13 protein-coding genes are annotated in these 16,505 nt (G+C 74.0%); 6 read left to right on the top strand and 7 right to left on the bottom strand.

The window, feature by feature from the left end; translation table 11 throughout:
- Nucleotides 1–146 precede the first annotated feature (146 nt).
- The gene (locus QBL25_RS32840) at nt 147–1,346 is read left to right on the top strand and encodes a PucR family transcriptional regulator (protein ID WP_409060573.1); all 1,200 of its coding nucleotides are present in this window, start codon (nt 147–149) and stop codon (nt 1,344–1,346) included.
- Nucleotides 1,347–1,469: 123 nt separating this feature from the next.
- Here QBL25_RS32840 and QBL25_RS32835 read toward each other — a convergent pair whose 3' ends face one another.
- Complete coding sequence (locus QBL25_RS32835; RefSeq protein WP_409060572.1) at nt 1,470–2,621, bottom strand: glycerate kinase; 1,152 nt, start codon at nt 2,619–2,621, stop codon at nt 1,470–1,472.
- Between the two features lie 310 nt (nt 2,622–2,931).
- Here QBL25_RS32835 and QBL25_RS32830 point away from each other — a divergent pair, with 310 nt between their 5' ends.
- Both QBL25_RS32830 and QBL25_RS32825 read left to right on the top strand, forming a co-directional pair.
- Nucleotides 2,932–3,993 (top strand): ADP-ribosylglycohydrolase family protein, encoded by a 1,062-nt coding sequence (locus QBL25_RS32830; RefSeq protein WP_409060571.1) that lies wholly within the window; start codon nt 2,932–2,934, stop codon nt 3,991–3,993.
- Between the two features lie 81 nt (nt 3,994–4,074).
- Entirely contained in the window at nt 4,075–4,566 is a 492-nt protein-coding gene (locus tag QBL25_RS32825) for an NUDIX domain-containing protein (RefSeq protein WP_409060570.1), read from the top strand.
- A 22-nt stretch (nt 4,567–4,588) separates the two neighbouring features.
- On the opposite strand, the gene QBL25_RS32820 is transcribed toward QBL25_RS32825, so the two are convergent.
- The 6 genes from QBL25_RS32820 to QBL25_RS32795 all read right to left on the bottom strand — a co-directional run bounded on the left by QBL25_RS32820 (nt 4,589) and on the right by QBL25_RS32795 (nt 13,481).
- Nucleotides 4,589–5,113: a methylated-DNA--[protein]-cysteine S-methyltransferase gene (locus QBL25_RS32820; RefSeq protein WP_409060569.1), complete on the bottom strand. Its 525-nt coding sequence runs from the start codon at nt 5,111–5,113 to the stop codon at nt 4,589–4,591.
- 54 nt (nt 5,114–5,167) lie between these two features.
- Entirely contained in the window at nt 5,168–6,667 is a 1,500-nt protein-coding gene (locus QBL25_RS32815; protein WP_409062855.1) for an AlkA N-terminal domain-containing protein, read from the bottom strand.
- Between the two features lie 149 nt (nt 6,668–6,816).
- Entirely contained in the window at nt 6,817–8,226 is a 1,410-nt protein-coding gene (locus QBL25_RS32810; RefSeq protein WP_409060568.1) for a phytoene desaturase family protein, read from the bottom strand.
- Between the two features lie 149 nt (nt 8,227–8,375).
- A complete protein-coding gene (locus QBL25_RS32805) occupies nt 8,376–9,206 on the bottom strand; it encodes an inositol monophosphatase family protein (RefSeq protein ID WP_409060567.1) in 831 nt (276 codons plus the stop codon).
- A 166-nt stretch (nt 9,207–9,372) separates the two neighbouring features.
- Nucleotides 9,373–11,175 (bottom strand): alpha/beta hydrolase, encoded by a 1,803-nt coding sequence (locus QBL25_RS32800; RefSeq protein WP_409062854.1) that lies wholly within the window; start codon nt 11,173–11,175, stop codon nt 9,373–9,375.
- 137 nt (nt 11,176–11,312) lie between these two features.
- Nucleotides 11,313–13,481, bottom strand: coding sequence for a hypothetical protein (locus QBL25_RS32795; RefSeq protein ID WP_409060566.1), 2,169 nt, complete (start codon nt 13,479–13,481; stop codon nt 11,313–11,315).
- A 344-nt stretch (nt 13,482–13,825) separates the two neighbouring features.
- On the opposite strand from QBL25_RS32795, the gene QBL25_RS32790 reads away from it, so the two are divergent.
- From QBL25_RS32790 to QBL25_RS32780, 3 genes are all read left to right on the top strand, one after another.
- Nucleotides 13,826–14,593: a lysostaphin resistance A-like protein gene (locus tag QBL25_RS32790; RefSeq protein ID WP_409060565.1), complete on the top strand. Its 768-nt coding sequence runs from the start codon at nt 13,826–13,828 to the stop codon at nt 14,591–14,593.
- A gap of 121 nt (nt 14,594–14,714) precedes the next feature.
- Nucleotides 14,715–15,809 carry a chemotaxis protein gene (locus QBL25_RS32785; RefSeq protein WP_409060564.1) on the top strand — a complete coding sequence of 365 codons (1,095 nt, stop codon included), beginning with the start codon at nt 14,715–14,717 and terminating at the stop codon, nt 15,807–15,809.
- Nucleotides 15,810–15,850: 41 nt separating this feature from the next.
- Nucleotides 15,851–16,504: a hypothetical protein gene (locus tag QBL25_RS32780; protein WP_409060563.1), complete on the top strand. Its 654-nt coding sequence runs from the start codon at nt 15,851–15,853 to the stop codon at nt 16,502–16,504.
- Nucleotide 16,505 lies beyond the last annotated feature (1 nt).

Below are 16,505 nucleotides of genomic sequence, written 5' to 3'. Positions count from 1 at the left end.
CGAATCGCTGCGGGTGACCAGCGCGACCGGCCGCCGGTTGTGCACGGGCACAACACCGCGTGTCAGGGGCCTGCCAGGGGTGGCCGGGCAGTGGCATTCTCCGCAGCACGACGACACGGCGGGCGGCGGCGGTGGGGGGCGGATCCATGAGCGGGCGCAGGCCTCGGACGGGCCACGACTGGAAAGTGCTCGAGGAGGCGTGCGTGGCGCTGAAGCCCCGCATACCCGAACTGGTGGACGAACATCTGCGGCAGCTCTTCGAGCACTCGCCGGTGTACGCGCGGGTCCTCCCGTACGACCAGCAGTGGCGGGAGGCCGAGGACGCGATGCGCATCGGCATCGAGACGATCTCGGCGCCGCGCGCCTCGCCGCGCCGGGATCTGGAGTACGCCGAGGAGGCGGGCCGGCGCCGGGCCCAGCAGGGGCTGCCGCTGGATCTGGTGGTGCACTCGTACCGGAACGCGGGCTATCTGGTCTGGGACTCGCTGCTCGACGGCGCGGTGGGGCGGGACCCGGAGAAGCTCGCGGTCCTGATGCGGTCGGCGACGATGGTGTGGTCGGCGGTCGACGCCCAGGCGGCGGCAGCGTCCGACGCGTACCGCGCGACGGAGATGGAGCTGCGGCGGCGCACCGACGAGCAGTTGCAGGCGCTGCTCGACGCCCTCCTGGAAGGCCAGACCGCGCCCGGCCTCGCCGCGCAGGTGGCCGCGGGGCTCGATCTGCCCGAGCGCGGGCCGTACGCGGTGGTGGTGCTGCGCGCCGAGCGGCGGGACGGGCGTGCCGCGTTCCACCGGCAGATCCAGCGGGCCGGGTTCCGCTTCGTCTGGCGGATGCGGACGGACCGGGAGGTGGGCGTGGTGGCGCTCGGCGCGGAGGAGGGCCTGGACGAGCTGGCCGCGGCACTGGAGGGGCGGTGCCCGGGACCCGGCGGGATCAGCCCCGTGGTGCCGGGGCTCGCGGAGCTCGGCCATGCGCGGCGCCTCGCGGAGCTGGCGCTGCGCACGTGCCCGCCGGACGCGACGGGGATCGTACGGCTCGACGAGCGGATGCCGACGGCTCTGGTGGTGAGCCAGCCGGAGCTTGCGGCGCGCCTCGTGTCGGACGTCTTCGGGGAGGTGCTCGCGCTGGAACCGGCGGACCGGGCGGTGCTCCTGGAGACGCTGGACGCGTGGCTGCTGTGCGAGGGGTCGGCGGGGCGGGCCGCGGGGCGGCTCTACTGCCACCGGAACACGGTGTTCAACCGCCTGCGCCGCCTCGAACAGCTGACGTCACGGTCGCTGGCGCGGCCACGGGACCTGATGGAGATGACGCTGGCCCTCGACGCGTATCGGCTGGCGCCGGGCTAGAGCGGGGTCGGTCCGCCCCCGGCAGCGGCGCGCACCGCTGTCGCCGGCTGCGCCGAGCTCGTCCTCAAACGCCGGACGGGCTGAAACCTCAGCCCGCCCGGCCTCGTCAGGGGCGCACGGCGCCTAGCTCAGGAAATCGCGGGCGATTCCCTCTGCCACCGTTTCCAGGATCGGGCCCGCCTCGGCGATGCAGCGGGCGACGTCCGGCTCCACGTCCGTGAGGGCGTACGCGCGGCGGATGCCCGCCTTGCCCAGCGCCTCCGCCGGAAGGGCCAGGCGGCCGCAGACCGCCACGACCTCCACCCCCGCCGCACGGGCCGCCGCGGCGACCCCGGCGGGAGCCTTGCCGTGGAGGGTCTGCTCGTCCAGGGAGCCCTCCCCCGTGATCACGAGGGACGCCCGCGCGAGCGCCGGGGCGAAGCCGAGGACGTCCAGCATGACCTCGATCCCGGGGCGGAAGCTCGCGCCGAGCCCGACGAGGGCCCCGTAGCCGATGCCGCCCGCGGCTCCGGCGCCCGGGGACTCGGCGTACTCCAGGGCCGAGGAGCCCACCGACTCGGAGAGCACCCGCGCGAAGTGCGCGAGGGCCGCGTCCAGCTCGGCGACGTCCTCGGGGCTCGCCCCCTTCTGCGGCCCGTACACCGCGGGAGCGCCCTTCGGGCCGGTCAGCGGGTTGTCCACGTCGCTGGCCAGGACCAGGTCGACGGAGGCGAACCGCTGGTCGAGCCCGGACAGGTCCGCCGTGGCCAGCGAGGCGAGCGGGCCGCCTCCCGGCGCCACCGGCTCCCCCGCCGCGTCCAGGAAGACCGCGCCCAGGGCGGCCAGCATCCCGGCCCCGCCGTCCGTCGTCGCACTGCCGCCGACGCCGAAGACGATGGTCCGCGCGCCCGCGTCGAGCGCGGCACGCAGCAGTTCCCCGGAGCCGTACGTCGTGGAGGTGAGCGGCGCGAAGACGCCCTCGGGCAGCAGCTGGAGGCCGGACGCCTCCGCCATCTCCACCACGGCGGTCCCGTCCCGCAGCGCGTACGCCGCGGTGACCTCGTCGCCGAGCGGTCCCGTCACCCGCACCTCACGGCGCTCGAAACCGGCCGCGACCGCCGCGGCGACCGTGCCGTCGCCGCCGTCGGCCACCGGCAGGGCCTCGATCTCCACCCGCGGGGCGACACGGCGCAGCCCGGCCGTCACCCGCTCCGCGACCTGCACGGCCGTGAGTGAGCCCTTGAACTTGTCCGCGGCGATGAGCACATGCCCCGCCGTCCCAGCAGCGTCCGCCACCTTGCATCCCCTTGCTTTCCGGGCCTTGCTCGCGTCAAGGCAGTCGCGCCGCTGCGACCATAACCGCAGGAGGGGCCGCCTGCCCATGGCCGTCCGCATATCGGAGCCTCGGGTCCCACCTTTAAATCGCCGTAAAGCAGCAGATAAGGGTGCGGTGCGCAGCCAGAAATGATCGATCAGCGGTCGCCCGAGGGGCCGGACGCCGTCCGGAGCGCGCAGCTGGGCGGAAACCAGACAAACGTCTCGCGCTCCACGCCGAACCGATCGCGTTGAGGGCGCGCACCCGCCCCGGATTCGGTACACCGGAGGCATGACCCCAGCGCATACGGAACTCGCCGACCGTGTCCTCGGCGGCTGGATCGGGCGGATCGCGGGCAACATGCTCGGCAAACCCATCGAGCGGGGCGACTACTGGACGCGAGAGCGCATCGAGCGCTACTTGCGGCAGGCCGACGCGCTGCCGCTCGCCGACTACCTGCCCGAGCCGCCCTCCTGGGTGGAGGAGTTCCAGCTGCGTCCCGAGTGGCAGCAGTGCGTCCGCGGCCGGGTGCACGGCAGCTGCCGCGACGACGACGTGGACTACGCGATCCTCGGACTGCACCTCCTGGAGACCCACGGGCCCACGTTCAGCACCGAGCAGGTGGGCGAGCTGTGGCTGCTGCGGCTTCCCTATCTTCAGACGTTCACCGCCGAGCGCGCCGCGTACCGGAATCTCGCGAACGGACTCAAGCCACCGCTCACCGCCACGTACGAGAACCCCTGCCAGGAGTGGATCGGCGCCCTCATCCGCGCCGACGTCTTCGGCTGGACCAACCCCGGCTCCCCGCGCCGCGCCGCCTCCCTCGCCCGCCGCGACGCCGTGCTCTCCCACACCGGCAACGGCGTCTACGGGGCGATGTGGGCGGCGGCGCTCGTCTCGGCCGCGTTCACGGCGGCCACCCCGCGCGCCGCACTCGACGCCGCGTTCGGCGTGATCCCCTCCAGCTGCCGGCTCGCCCGTACCGTGCGCCGGGTCGTCTCGCTGCACGAGGCCGGGCTCAGCTGGGAGGAGACGCTGGCCACCACCGAGGCCGAGACCACCGGGCTCGGCTGGATCCACGCGGTGCCGAACTCGGCCGTCCTGACCGCCGGACTCCTGTACGGGGACGGCGACTTCACCCGGACCATCGCCCTGACCGTGCGCGGCGGCCTCGACACCGACTCGAACGGCGCGACCGCGGGGTCCGTCGCGGGCGTGCTGTGCGGGGCCAAGGCGATCCCCGCGCAGTGGCGGGACCCGCTGGAGGACCGGGTGCGCAGTGCGGTGTTCGGTTTCGACGGCGTGAGCATCAGCGAACTGGCCGCGCGGACCGTGGAGTTGGCGAAGGAGTAGCGGGGCCGCGGGTGAGGGAGAGGCCGCGGGGCGCGGGCTCAGTCGAGGCCGCGCCCGTGCCGTCGCGTCTACCCTTTTCACGTGACCACTCAGGATTACGCCACGTACATCGCGGGTCTCCCCCGCATCATCGCCGGTGCCGCCGCGCTCTTCCGGGACTCCGAGGGGCGCGTGCTGCTCGTCGAGCCCAACTACCGCGAGGGGTGGGCGCTGCCCGGCGGCACCATCGAGTCGGACGAGGGCGAGACACCCCGGCAGGGCGCGCGCCGCGAGACCGCCGAGGAGATCGGCCTGGACGTCGAGCTGGGGGCACTCCTCGCGGTGGACTGGGTGCCGGGCACGACGCGGCCCCCGCTGGTCGCCTATCTGTACGACGGCGGGGTGCTCGGCGACGACCGGCTGAAGTCGATCAGGCTTCAGGAGGAAGAGCTGCTCTCGTGGCGTCTGGTGGCCCGCGAGGATCTCGCACGGTTCCTGCCGGGCGAGCTGGGGCTGCGGGTGCGGGCCGCTCTGGAGGCGCTCGACGCGGGAACGGGCGCCGTGGAGCTGGAGAACGGGCTGCGGGTCGGCTGACCGCCGCGCGCGCCGGCGCCGTTCAGAAGAGGGCGTCCTCCTGGCGTGGCGTCGTCGCGCCCTCGAAGGCGAGAAGCTGCTGCTTGCGGTTCAGCCCGCCGCCGTAGCCGGTGAGCGAACCGCCGGCGCCGATCACCCGGTGGCAGGGCACGATGAGCCCGATCGGGTTCTTGCCGTTGGCCAGGCCGACCGCGCGCGAGGCGTTGGGCTTGCCCAGCAGGGCGGCGAGTTCGCCGTACGTGCGGGTCTCCCCGTACGGGATGAGCCGCAGCTGCTCCCAGACGGTGCGCTGGAACGGCGTGCCGTCCAGTCGCATCGGCAGGTCGAACTCCCGCAGCTCGCCCGCGAAGTACGCCGTGAGCTGGCTGATCGTCTCGCCGAACGGGCTCGCGTCGCGGTCGCCGAAAGTCTCCTCGGCCGGGCGGTGGCGCTGCTCCGTCATGTAGAGACCGCTGAGGACGCCGTCGGTGGCGACGAGGGTCAGGACGCCGTACGGGCTGTCGACGAGGGTGTGCTGACGGTGACCGCTGGTCACGGGGCTGCGCATGGGACGGTCCTTTGTCGGTCGGGTGGAGGGCGGAGGGAGCGTTGCGGAGGGCTCTTACGCCGGGGGGCCGGGGGTGGCCGGGGTGCCCGGGATCGTGTTGACGGGGTGGTCGCCGGTCGCCCACAGGTACTGGACGGCGTACGCCCGCCAGGGGCGCCAGGCCGCGGCCCGTTGGGTGAGCGCCGCCGGGGTGTGCGGCAGGCCGAGCTCCTCGGCCGCGCGCCGGATCCCGAGGTCGGTGGGGAGGAAGGCGTCGGGGTCGCCGAGGGCCCGCATCGCGATGACCTCGACCGTCCAGGGCCCGAAGCCGGGCAGTTCGGTGAGCCGGGCGCGGGCCTCCTGCCAGCCGCTCTCCACGCCGAGCCGGAGTGATCCGTCGGCGAGGTGGCGGACCAGCGTGGTCAGGGTGGTGCGGCGGCTGCGGGGCAGGGCGAGCGCCTCGGGATCGAGCGCGGCCAGGGCTTCGGGCGCCGGGAAGAGGTGGGTGAGGCCGCCCTCGGGGTCGTCGACCGGCTCGCCGTGCGCGGTGACCAGGCGTGCGGCGTGGGTGCGGGCGGCGGCCGTGGAGACCTGCTGGCCGAGCACCGCGCGGACGGCGAACTCCGCCTCGTCGACCGTGCGCGGCACTCGGCGGCCCGGTGCCTTGGCCACCAGGGGCGCCAGCAGCGGGTCGGCGCTCAGCTGGCCGTCCACCGCCACCGGGTCCGCGTCCAGGTCGAGCATGCGGCGGCAGCGGCTGATGGCGATCGTGAGGTCGCGCAGGTCGGTGAGGCTCAGGCGGCACGCGATGTGGTCCGGGGCGGGGGTCAGGGCGACGACTCCGTGGCCGTACGGGAGGCGGAGCGTGCGGCGGTAGGCGCCGTCGCGCCACTCCTCGACGCCCGGTACGGCGGTGGCGATGAGGTGGCCGAAGAGGTTGTCGGGGTTGAGCGGGGCGCGGAACGGGAGGCGCAGCGAGAGCGCGCCGGGCGTCGACGCCCCTCTGCGGGCCTTCGGGGCGCGCTCGCGCAGTTCGCCGGGGGCCAGGGCGAAGACCTCGCGGACCGTGTCGTTGAAGGTGCGGATCGAGGCGAAGCCCGCGGCGAAGGCGATCTCGGCCATGGGCAGCGGGGTCGTCTCGATGAGGAGGCGGGCGGTCTGGGCGCGCTGGGCCCTGGCCAGGGCGAGGGGGCCCGCGCCGAGCTCGGCGAGGAGCTGGCGTTCGACCTGGCGGGTGCTGTAGCCGAGGCGGGCGGCGAGGCCGGGGACGCCTTCGCGGTCCACCACTCCGTCGCCGATGAGGCGCATGGCGCGGGCCACGAGGTCGGCGCGCTGGTTCCACTCGGGAGAGCCGGGGCTGCTGTCGGGGCGGCACCGCTTGCAGGCCCGGAACCCTTCCTGCTGGCAGGCCGCCGCGCTCGGGTAGAAGCTCATGTTCTCGGGCTTGGGCGGGACCACGGGGCAGCTGGGGCGGCAGTAGATGCGGGTGGTGAGGACCGCCGTGTAGAACCATCCGTCGAACCGGGCGTCCTTCGACTGCACGGCCCGCACGCAGCGGTCGGCGTCGGTGTGCATCGAGAGGGGCGGCGGGCCGGTGGTGGTCATGCCTCAAGGATCGGGCATGGCGGGTGGGGTGGCTGGCGAGAATCCGACATGGCCCTCGGCAGCCCGCGGTGGCGGCCGGCAGCCGCTGCCACGGGCTCACCCCGTGCCGGTCACCCCGGTCACGCCGTGCGCAGCCTGCGCCACACCGCCTTCGCCGCGTTGTGCCCGGACATGCCGTGCACGCCGGGCCCGGGCGGAGTCGCCGAGGAGCAGATGAACACGGCCGGGTGCGCGGTGCCGTACGGAAAGAGGGAGAGCTTGGGGCGGAGGAGCAGCTGGAGTCCGCTGGCGGCGCCGCAGGCGATGTCACCGCCCACGTAGTTGGCGTTGCGGGCGGCCATCTCGGGCGGGCCCGCGGTGGCGCGGGCCAGGACGCGGTCACGGAAACCGGGGGCGAAACGCTCCAGCTGGCGCTCGATGGTGTCGGTGAGATCGCCGTCCCAGCCGCCCGGCACATGGCCGTACGTCCAGAAGACGTGCTTGCCCTCGGGGGCGCGGGTCGGGTCGACGACACCGGGCTGCACGGTGATGAGGAACGGCGGGTCGGGCGCGCGGTTCTCGCGCGACGCGGCGTTCAGTGCGGCGCCGATCTCCTCGCTGCTGCCCCCGACCTGCACGGTGCCGGCCGCGTGGGCCTCCTTCGCGGTCCACGGGACGGGGCCGTCGAGGGCGTAATCGATCTTGAAGACGCTCGCGCCGTACCGGTACTTCTCATAGCTGCGCCCCAGGCCCGCGATCCGGGCCAGCGCGGTGGGCGAGGTGTCGAAGACGTACGCGCGGGCCGGCGGCAGGTCGTCGAGGCGCTTGACCTCGTAGTCCGTGTGGACCGTGCCGCCGAGGTCCTTGAGGTACGCGGTGAGCGCGTCCGAGATCGACTGTGAGCCGCCGCGGGCGACCGGCCAGCCGCGGGCGTGCGCGGCCAGCGCGAAGACCATGCCGACGGCGCCGGTGGCCATCCCGCCGAGCGGCGCGATGACGTGGGCGACGAGTCCCGAGAACAGGGCGCGGGCCCGGTCGTCGCGGAAGCGCCGCATCAGCCAGGTGGAGGGCGGCAGGCCCGCCAGGCCGAAGCGGGCGAGGGTCAGGGGGTCGCGCGGCAGCGCGGTCGACGGCAGCGCCATGAAGTCCTGGAGGAGGGTGTCCCACTTGCCGACGAAGGGGTCGATGAGCCGTCGGTAGGCCCCCGCGTCGCGCGGTCCGAAGGAGGCGGCGGTCTCGGCGACGGACCGGGACAGCACGGCGGCGGTGCCGTCCGTGAAGGGGTGCGCCATGGGCAGCTGCGGCTGGAGCCACTCCAGGCCGTACCGGTCGAGGGGCATGGTGCGGAACACGGGCGAGTTGACGCCCAGCGGGTGCGCGGCGGAACAGGGGTCGTGCCGGAACCCGGGAAGCGTCAGCTCCTCGGTCCGCGCCCCGCCGCCCACGGTGTCCTTGGCCTCGAACACGGCCACCGAGAAGCCCCGGCGGGCCAGCTCGACGGCAGCGGTCAGACCGTTCGGTCCCGCCCCCACGATGACGGCATCAAGCATCGACGGCACCTTCGGACTCCTTTGTCAGCCGATGGCCTCTGCCGCCCAGGATAGGCCGGACCGCCGACAGCGCCGTGGGCGCGGGTGGCCTCTGACGGGTGACGGCTCGGCGACGCGCGGTACGGCGTGCTGACGGAGGGTCCCGCGGATCAGGCCGCGGCCGACAGCAGCTCCACCACCCGGTCGACCGTGGCCGCGTCCCGCCCGGCCGTGAACGGCAGCGCGTTGGCGCCCGCTATGCGGAAGGGCTCACCGGCGACGGTGAGATTGCTGCCGCCGGCCTCCGCCACGAGCAGCAGGCCCGCCGCGTGGTCCCAGGCCAGCTCCCAGGAGAAGGCCACCGCGTCCAGCTCGCCCTTGGCTATGGCCAGATACTCCAGGCCCGCCGAACCGCACGGGCGCGGCGCGAGGCCCGGGGTGCGCAGGCCGAGCAGCGCCTGCTTCTGCTCGGGCGTGGTGTAGTCCGGGTGCGAGGTCGCCACTTCGAGGACCTCTCCCGGTGAACCGGCCACCAGCCGCTCCCCGTCCAGCCAGGCGCCCTTGCCGCGCACGGCGACCGCCATCTCGTCCAGCGCGGGGGCGTACGTCCAGGAGGCGATCACGTCTCCGCGCCAGGCCAGCGCGATCAGCATGCAGAATCCGGGGTCGCCGTGCACGAACTGGCGTGTGCCGTCGACGGGGTCGACGATCCACACCGGTGCGTCGGTGCCTATGGCCGCGTAGGTCGACGGGTCCGCGTGGACCGCTTCCTCGCCCACGACCACCGAGCCCGGGAGCAGCGCGGTGAGGGCCTTCGTGAGCTGCTCCTCGGCGAGGCGGTCGGCCACCGTCACGAGGTCGTGCGGGCCGCTCTTCTGGATGACGTCACCCTCGGCGAGCTGCCGGAATCTCGGCATGACCTCGGCCGCGGCGGCCTTGCGGAGTGCTTCTTCGACGTCCGGGACGCCACGTACGAGAAAGTCTTCGATCACTTCGATCATGCATCCATGAGAGCACGCCGGACTGACAATCCGTACGGGTCGGGGGAAGGGGGCATGGATTCGAGATGAATCCCACGTGACCTGGCCCCCGGGCCTGTGTTTCCTCTCCCCCAGGGGCCCCACGAGACCGAACGTGCCCCGGTGGTCTCAGTCTCCCCGCGGGTGGTCAGTAGGGGGCCTCCCGGTTCTCCATGTGGTCGCGCAGACGGTCCGTGTCCCGCGGGGTCCAGCCCTCCCGGGGGACGATCGCCGCCCAGCCGTCCACCGGAGCCGTTCCGTAGCGGTGGCCGTGCGGGGCGTCCACTCCGTACGAGACCGCCATGTCCACCGTCGTCTGCCAGAAGCTGACGGCGGGGAACCAGCGGATCGCCGGGGTGATGTCCGGGCCGAGCGGCTCGTCGAGCCACTCCGGGCGGTGCAGGAACAGGTCGGAGGACCACCAGACGACGGGGTCGGACGCGTTCTGCAGATAGACGACGCGCGGGTCGCCCCAGGCGGCGGCGGGGCCGGGCCGCTTCAGGTCCCGCCGGGGGAACTGGGCGAACCGCACGTTCTCGCCGTCCTCGTACAGCGGTCGCCAGACCGGGCTTCCGGCGTCGCGGTGATCGCGGATCTCGCGCGACATCGGGGCGAAGTTGGGCGTGCCGACGATGAGCGCCCCGTCCGTGCGCGCGAGCAGGTCGTCCACGCCGTCGAACGACGACTCGATCGCGTACCCGCCCAGGCTCTCCCCCGTGACGACGAGCTTGGGCCGGTCGTCCGCGGGCAGGGCGGACCAGGTCGCGAGGACCGCCTCGACGAGCCCGCGCGTGGCCTGCGCGGCGCGCTCCTTGTCGACGAGGAAGGAGACCCAGCTGGGCAGGTAGGAGTACTGGACGGCGACGATGGCGGTGTCGCCGTCGTGCATGTACTCCAGGGGTTCGCTGATGTCGGCGTTGACCCAGCCGGTCCCCGTCGTCCCCGCGATGGCCAGGACGTCCCGGTCGAAGGCGCCGGTCCGCTCCAGCTCCCGTACGGCGAGGCGCGCCTTGGCCTCGAACGGGTCGCGGCTGCTGAAGGCCTCCGGCGCCGACGCGCTGACGTAGACCCGGACGGGGTCCTTGGCGGGCCGGCCCGTGTACGCGCTGATCTGCTGCCTGGTCGGTGTGGACCCGGCGAAGTTGCGGCCCTGGAATCCGAGGTCCTGCCAGCGCAGGAGCGAGCCCGGACCGCCCGAGACCAGCGAGGACGTCGGCCGGTGGATGCCTTCCTCGGTGCCGCCGTTCGTCGTGTAGGCGATGCGGTCCGCGAGGTCGATGACACCGCGCTGGAAGACGACGTCACGCAGCCCCACCGTGACGATCATCGCGCTCAGCGCCAGGCCCAGCCCGATGGCGACGGGCAGCGGCACGAACCGGTGCAGGGCGCGGATCAGCGTGCGTGAGCCGAGCCGGACACCCCGGGCGGCGAGCAGGAGCAGGGCCCAGAGCAGGAAGGCGATCAGGATGATGGCCGCCGTGTGCCAGGCCATGGTCGGGGGAAGCCCCTGGAGCTCGCGCAGCCGGCGCTGGGCGTGGTCGCTCTCGGCGATCAGCCAAAGCGAGAGGACGGTCGCGATCACCCAGTACGCCTGCCAGAGACGGGCCCGCGTCGTGTCGCCGGGCCGCCACCGGAACAGGGCGCGGCACAGGGTGGCGACCAGCGAGCCGAGGGCGTAGCCCATGGTCGCGGTGATCCCGCCGACGACGCCTTGCAGCAGCCAGGGGCGGGGCACGAGGGACGGCGTGAGCGAGAGCCAGAAGAAGACGGTGCCGAACCAGGCGGCGGTCAGGTCCGGCCAGCGCCGGACGAGACGGCCGGGGTCGGGCCGCTCCCAGTAGGGCTTCCTCGCGACCGCCCCCGCGCGCCCGGCAAGGCCCCGTGCGCCCCGCGCGAGCCGCCGCACGGCCCGCCGTCCGGTGTCGCGCACGGTGTCCGCTCGCCCGGACATGGTCTTCGCCAACCCGTTCACCGCCACCTCGTCCTCGTCCCCTCCCCTACATACTGCGCAAACCAGGTACAAACGGCCCATCGTGGGCCCGTCGTGGGCCCGTCGGGGTTCGTCGTGGGCCCGTCGTCACGGACCCGCTACCGCTCCGCGTTGAGCGCGTCGACCGCTCCCCGCGCGTCCCCGATGGACAGGTAGTCCACGGCCACGAAGTTCACCGGCCTGCCGCGCTTGCGCTCGCACGCGTGTACGCGGTCGAGCACCGCCTGCCGCCGGTTGACCGTGCCCGCGTCGAGGCGGCTGCCGCCGTCGATGGTGATGAAGTGGTTCAGGAGGAAGAGCCGCTTGTCCGAGCCGCCCCAGTGCGGGACGCAGCTCAGGTCCGCGGGGCTGCGGAAGGCGAACGGCGTCTCCATCCCGTACCGGTAGAAGTTGCGGTACCAGTCCTGCGGGCCGTCGGCGCGCTCGGCGAACACCACCAGGCGCCGGCCGCCGTCGATCATCTCGCCCAGCTCGGGCCACGGCGCGTCCGGATCGGCGTCCGGCGTGAACAGCAGGTCCATGAGCCCCGCCTCCTCGAAGGCCGCCGCCGTCCGTTGCGCGTCGACGGCGTCCTGCACGATCAGCGTGACCACCTCGGTGGGGTGGGCCCGCAGCCAGTCCCCGGTCTCGCGCAGCGTGGGCACGAGGCCGACCGCCCCGGCCCGGCAGACCGAGTGGCAGAGCCACAGGCCGTCGCGGGGCGGGTTGAACTTGTTGATCGCGGCCTTGATCTGCTTCTGGAGCCGGGGCGAGAGATCCGAGTCCCGCAGCCGTTCGTCGATCTGCTCGGGCCCCTCCCAGGTGTAGGTGTCGATCTGGAGCGCGCGGACGCCGTCGTTCAGCTGTGCCGTGATGTGCGGGTCCTGGAGGGGCCCGATGAACTTGTCGGCCGTGGTGGACATGGCGTTGTGCGAGGTGAGCTGGGCGATCTCGTCGTACGGGCGGTCGCAGAGCCGGGGGCTGCCCTGGCAGACCCGCTGTTCGGAGCGGCCGACCGCGAGGGGAGCCAGGGCGACACCGCCGAGCGCGGCCCCCGCCACCGCGGCGGCGAGCACCTGCGCCCGGCGCGGCCCGACCGCGCGGGACGGCCGCGCCTGCCACAGCCGGCCGACGACGACGAGCAGCGCGCCGGCCGCGAGCAGGATGCCCGCGGTGACGGCCGCCGTGCCGATGACGCCGTCCACGGCCGCGTCCCCCACGTCGTCGACGAGCCGCGAGAGCGAGGGGGGCCAGGAGTCGGGCGTGGCGATGAGTCCGCCGGCCGTGAGCACCCGGGCGAGCAGGACGAGCAGGCCGGTGAGCAGACCGCCCGCGGCGAGCGCCCGACCGAGCCCCGTCAGGCGGCGGGCGGGGGCCCGCGGCCCGGTGAACCACAGGAACACCAGGGCGGCCGCCCCGAGGAGCGCGGCGAGCGGCTCGACCACGCCCTGGGCGAGGTGCGTGACCGAGCGCGCCCGGTGCAGCGGGGCGAGCGCGTCCTGCGAGGTGTCGAGGTCGGCGGTGATGTTCCAGGTCTCGCCCCCGGCGGCCACCCGCAGCCGCTCGGTGGCCTCCCGGACGCGGTCGGAGAGCGCGCCGGGCCCCACGGCGGCGAGCGCGGTCGCCACGTCGCCGTTCTCCAGGGCGACTTCGAGTTCGGGACGCAGGGCGGCACGGCTGTCCTCGGGCACCGTCTGGAGCAGTGCGCGGGCGGCGGTGGCGGCCTGGTCCCCGGTGAGGTCGAAGGTGGGCAGCCCGGCGGGCGGCGTGCCGGAGGTCACCGCCCGCGCGGCCCGGTCGAGGTCGGCGAGGAACGCGGGGAAGTCGGGCTCGGGCGTGCGCTGGAGGGAGGCGACGAGATCACCGAAGTACGTCTGGGCCAGATCGCCGACGTTGGTGAGCACCGGCCGCAGGTCCGCCGTGAGGCGCAGCGTCTCGTGCTCGCCCCGCAGATAGCCGGTCAGCTCCTCGATCTGCCGGTCGGCCAGGGCGCGCAGGGTCTGCGGGGGCAGCACGATCTTCAGGTTGGAGGTCAGGGCCGCCTCCGGGACCGGCAGCCGTCCCAGCAGGTCGCGGGCGACCGGGAGGCTCTGCGGGTCCACCAGGACCTCGTCGTACACGCGGTCGTAGGCGCGCTGTTCCTTCAGGACGCTCTGGTGGAAGCCGGCACTGAGGACCGTGTGGCGCGCGGTGGCCGTGGTGGCGAGGACGGCCATGCACAGCACCGCCACGGCCCAGGCGACAGGCCTGAGCCGGCGCGGGCGCGAGGAGGGCGCGCGCTCTTCCATGGCTTCAGACTGAGTCCCCCGGGCGGGTGCGGCTACTCGGCCGGGGGCAGCCGCCGTCCGGTCGCGCCCGTCCGGCGGCCCGGCCCCGGGCCCCTGTTGCTCAGCCACGCACAGCCGGTGACTGGACCACGCACTCCTGCCGCGCGGGCACGTACGGCCGGTGGCGCAGCCGCCTACGCCGGTCGCCGTGCCCCGCACGCCCGCCCCGCGGCACGGGCGGGTACGCCGGCCGGCCCGGCCTCGTACCCGCGGGCGACCAGACCGTGTACGTCCGCCGCCCCGGGCCCGCACCCGGGCCTCCCCGTCCGGTCGCCGTGGGTGCGGGGCCCCCGCACGATGGATGCGTGCACGCCCGACGCCCCATTTCGCGGGACCCGTGGCGCTCGCCGTTCTCGCGACTGTCGCGGCGGCTGCGGCGTCCCGTCCCGGTGGGCGTCGCCGTCGCCGCCACCCTCCTCGTCCTCGTCCTCGGCAACCTGGCGAACAACCGCTGGGCGCGGGAGTGGAGTCTGCCGCTCTCGCTCCTGGCCACGGCGGTACTGCTCGCAATCGTGTACTGGGCGGGCGGGCGGTGGGCCGACGTGGGGCTCGCGCGCGGCACCCTCCTGCGCGGTCTGTGCTGGGCGCTCGCGCTCATCGGGATCGTCGCCGCGGGGTACGGCCTTGCGGCCGCGCTGCCCGTGACCCGCGGCCTGTTCGAGGACCAGCGGCAGAGCGGGCTGAGCGGCGGCGAGGTCGCGCTGCGGGCCTTGGTGACGGTTCCGTTCGGCACGGTCCTGCTGGAGGAAGTGGCCTTCCGGGGCGTCCTGTTCGGGCTGCTCCTGCGCTCGCGCGGGCCTCTCGCGGCGACCCTGGTCTCCTCGGGGCTCTTCGGCCTCTGGCACATCCTGCCGTCGCTCGGGCTCGCCGACGCCAAGCCCGCCCTCGGCGGCGCCTTCGGGCACTCGGTCATCGGGACGCTCGTCGTCGACGCCGGGGCGGTCCTCTTCACCGCTGTGGCGGGCTGTCTCTTCTGCGCACTGCGCCGTCGCAGCGGCAGCCTGCTCGCTCCCATGGGGCTGCACTGGGCGACCAACGCCCTGGGATACGTCTTCGGCTTCCTGCTGCGATGAACCGCCACCGGTGACGTGCCGCCACCGAGGAACCGTCATATGGTGCATTGCATGGCGTAATGCGCGTACTGCCCTCCTCCGAGGGCTCCTCATCCGCCGCCCCGCCCCGAAAGGGTCTGCCATGCATCCCTCCCTCAGCCCGGACACGCTGGCCGAGCTGCGCCGCCCGCGCCCCTACCCCGCCGTCACGGTCCTGCTGCCGACCCACCGCAGGGAGCCGGACAACGCCCAGGACCCGGTGCGGCTGCGCAACCTCGTCGCCGAGGCCAAGGAGCGCCTGAAGTCCGACCCGGCCGTGGCCAGGGAGCAGCGGATCGAGGTGGCCGCACAGCTGGACCGGGCGGTGGCGGAGATCGACCTGGTGCACGCCGAGGACGGGCTCGCCGTCTTCGCCGCGCCCGGCGAACACCAGGTGTGGTCGCTGGCCAGGACGGTCCCTTCGCGGGTGGTCCTCTCGGACACCTTCCTGACGCGCAACGTCGTGGCGGCCCAGGCCGCCGAGCGCCCCTACTGGGTCCTCGCCGTCTCGGCCGACCGCGTCTCGCTGTGGAGCGGCACCCCGGAGCGGGTCGCCGAGCACACGGCGGACGGGTTCCCGCTGACCCGGAGCCTGGAGGACCCCGACGTCGAGCGCAAGGAGCGCATCGGCGACGTGCCGAGCACCTTCAGCGACGAGCACACCCGCGCGTTCCTGCGCGAGGCGGACCAGGCCGCGGCCCGGGTGCTGCACACGCACCCGCGCCCCCTCTTCGTGGCCGGCGTGACCCCGGCGCTCTCCCTCCTCGACGACGTCGGCACGGCCATCAAGGACGCCACACGGGTGCCGCACGGCGGCCTCGCGCACGGCCCCGCGGACGCGGTGTGGCAGGCGGTACGCCCCTTCCTCGCCACCCGGGACAAGGATGAACTGGACGTGGTGATGCAGGAGTTGGACGCGGCCCAGGGGCACCGCCGGTACGCCGCCGGTCTCGACGAGGTCTGGCAGAACGTGACGACGGACCGGGTGCGCCTCCTCGCCGTGGAGGACACCTACCAGGCGACGGTGCGCGACGACGGCGGGCATCTCGTCCCGGCCGACGGCGACGACCTCGACGCGGTGGACGACGTGGTCGACGACATCGTGGAGCGGGCCCTGGACACCGGCGCACAGGTCCGCTTCGTCCCCGAAGGCACGCTGGCCGACCGGGGCCGGATCGCCTGCGCCCTGCGCTACTGACACCAGCCCCCGGCACAGACATCAGGAAAGGACCGCAGCGAATGAACCCCCTGCCACTGCGCGGGAAACGGCGCTCCGCACACCGCCGGCCCGCGGTGACCGCCGCTCTCACGCTCGCCGCCACGGTGACCGCCGCCGCGCTCATCTCGTGCAGCACCGAGAGCGACGCCCCGTCGGCCGAGGGCTCCCGGACGGTCAGCGAGCGGCCGACGGCTCCCGACTCGTCGTCCTTCTCGGAGAAGACCGCGTCGCCGCTGAAGTCGAAGGCCTCGGAGGCCGCCGAGTCCGCCCGGGCGTCGGCGTCGAAGGCCGAGGCCTCCGCGTCGGAGCGCGCCGACGAGTTCGAGGCGTCCGTGTCGGCCGACACGGAACGCGCCAACCAGGCGGCCGAGGACGCCCTCAAGGACGTGGACGGGCGCGGCAACGCGATGGCCGACGTCTCCATGACGGGCAAGCCGCGCTCCGAGACCGGCGGGGTGCTCGCCTCCGTGGTGACCTTCACCAACAGGACGGACGAGAAGGCGGACTTCGCCGTCCAGGTCGACTTCGTCGACTCCTCGGGCAAGACCGTGGAGACCCGCTACATCGGCACCGAGGACCTCGAACCGGGCAAGCGCGCCCAGCGCTACGCCATCAGCCACGAGCCCCCCGAGCCGAAGCTCTCCGCGAAGCTGGTCAAGGCCCAGCGGTACTGAG

Source organism: Streptomyces sp. SYP-A7185 (assembly GCF_046103685.1).
Taxonomy (GTDB): domain Bacteria; phylum Actinomycetota; class Actinomycetes; order Streptomycetales; family Streptomycetaceae; genus Streptomyces.
Note: the sequence above shows the minus strand (reverse complement) of the source record. Positions and strands in the feature narration are given on the sequence as shown.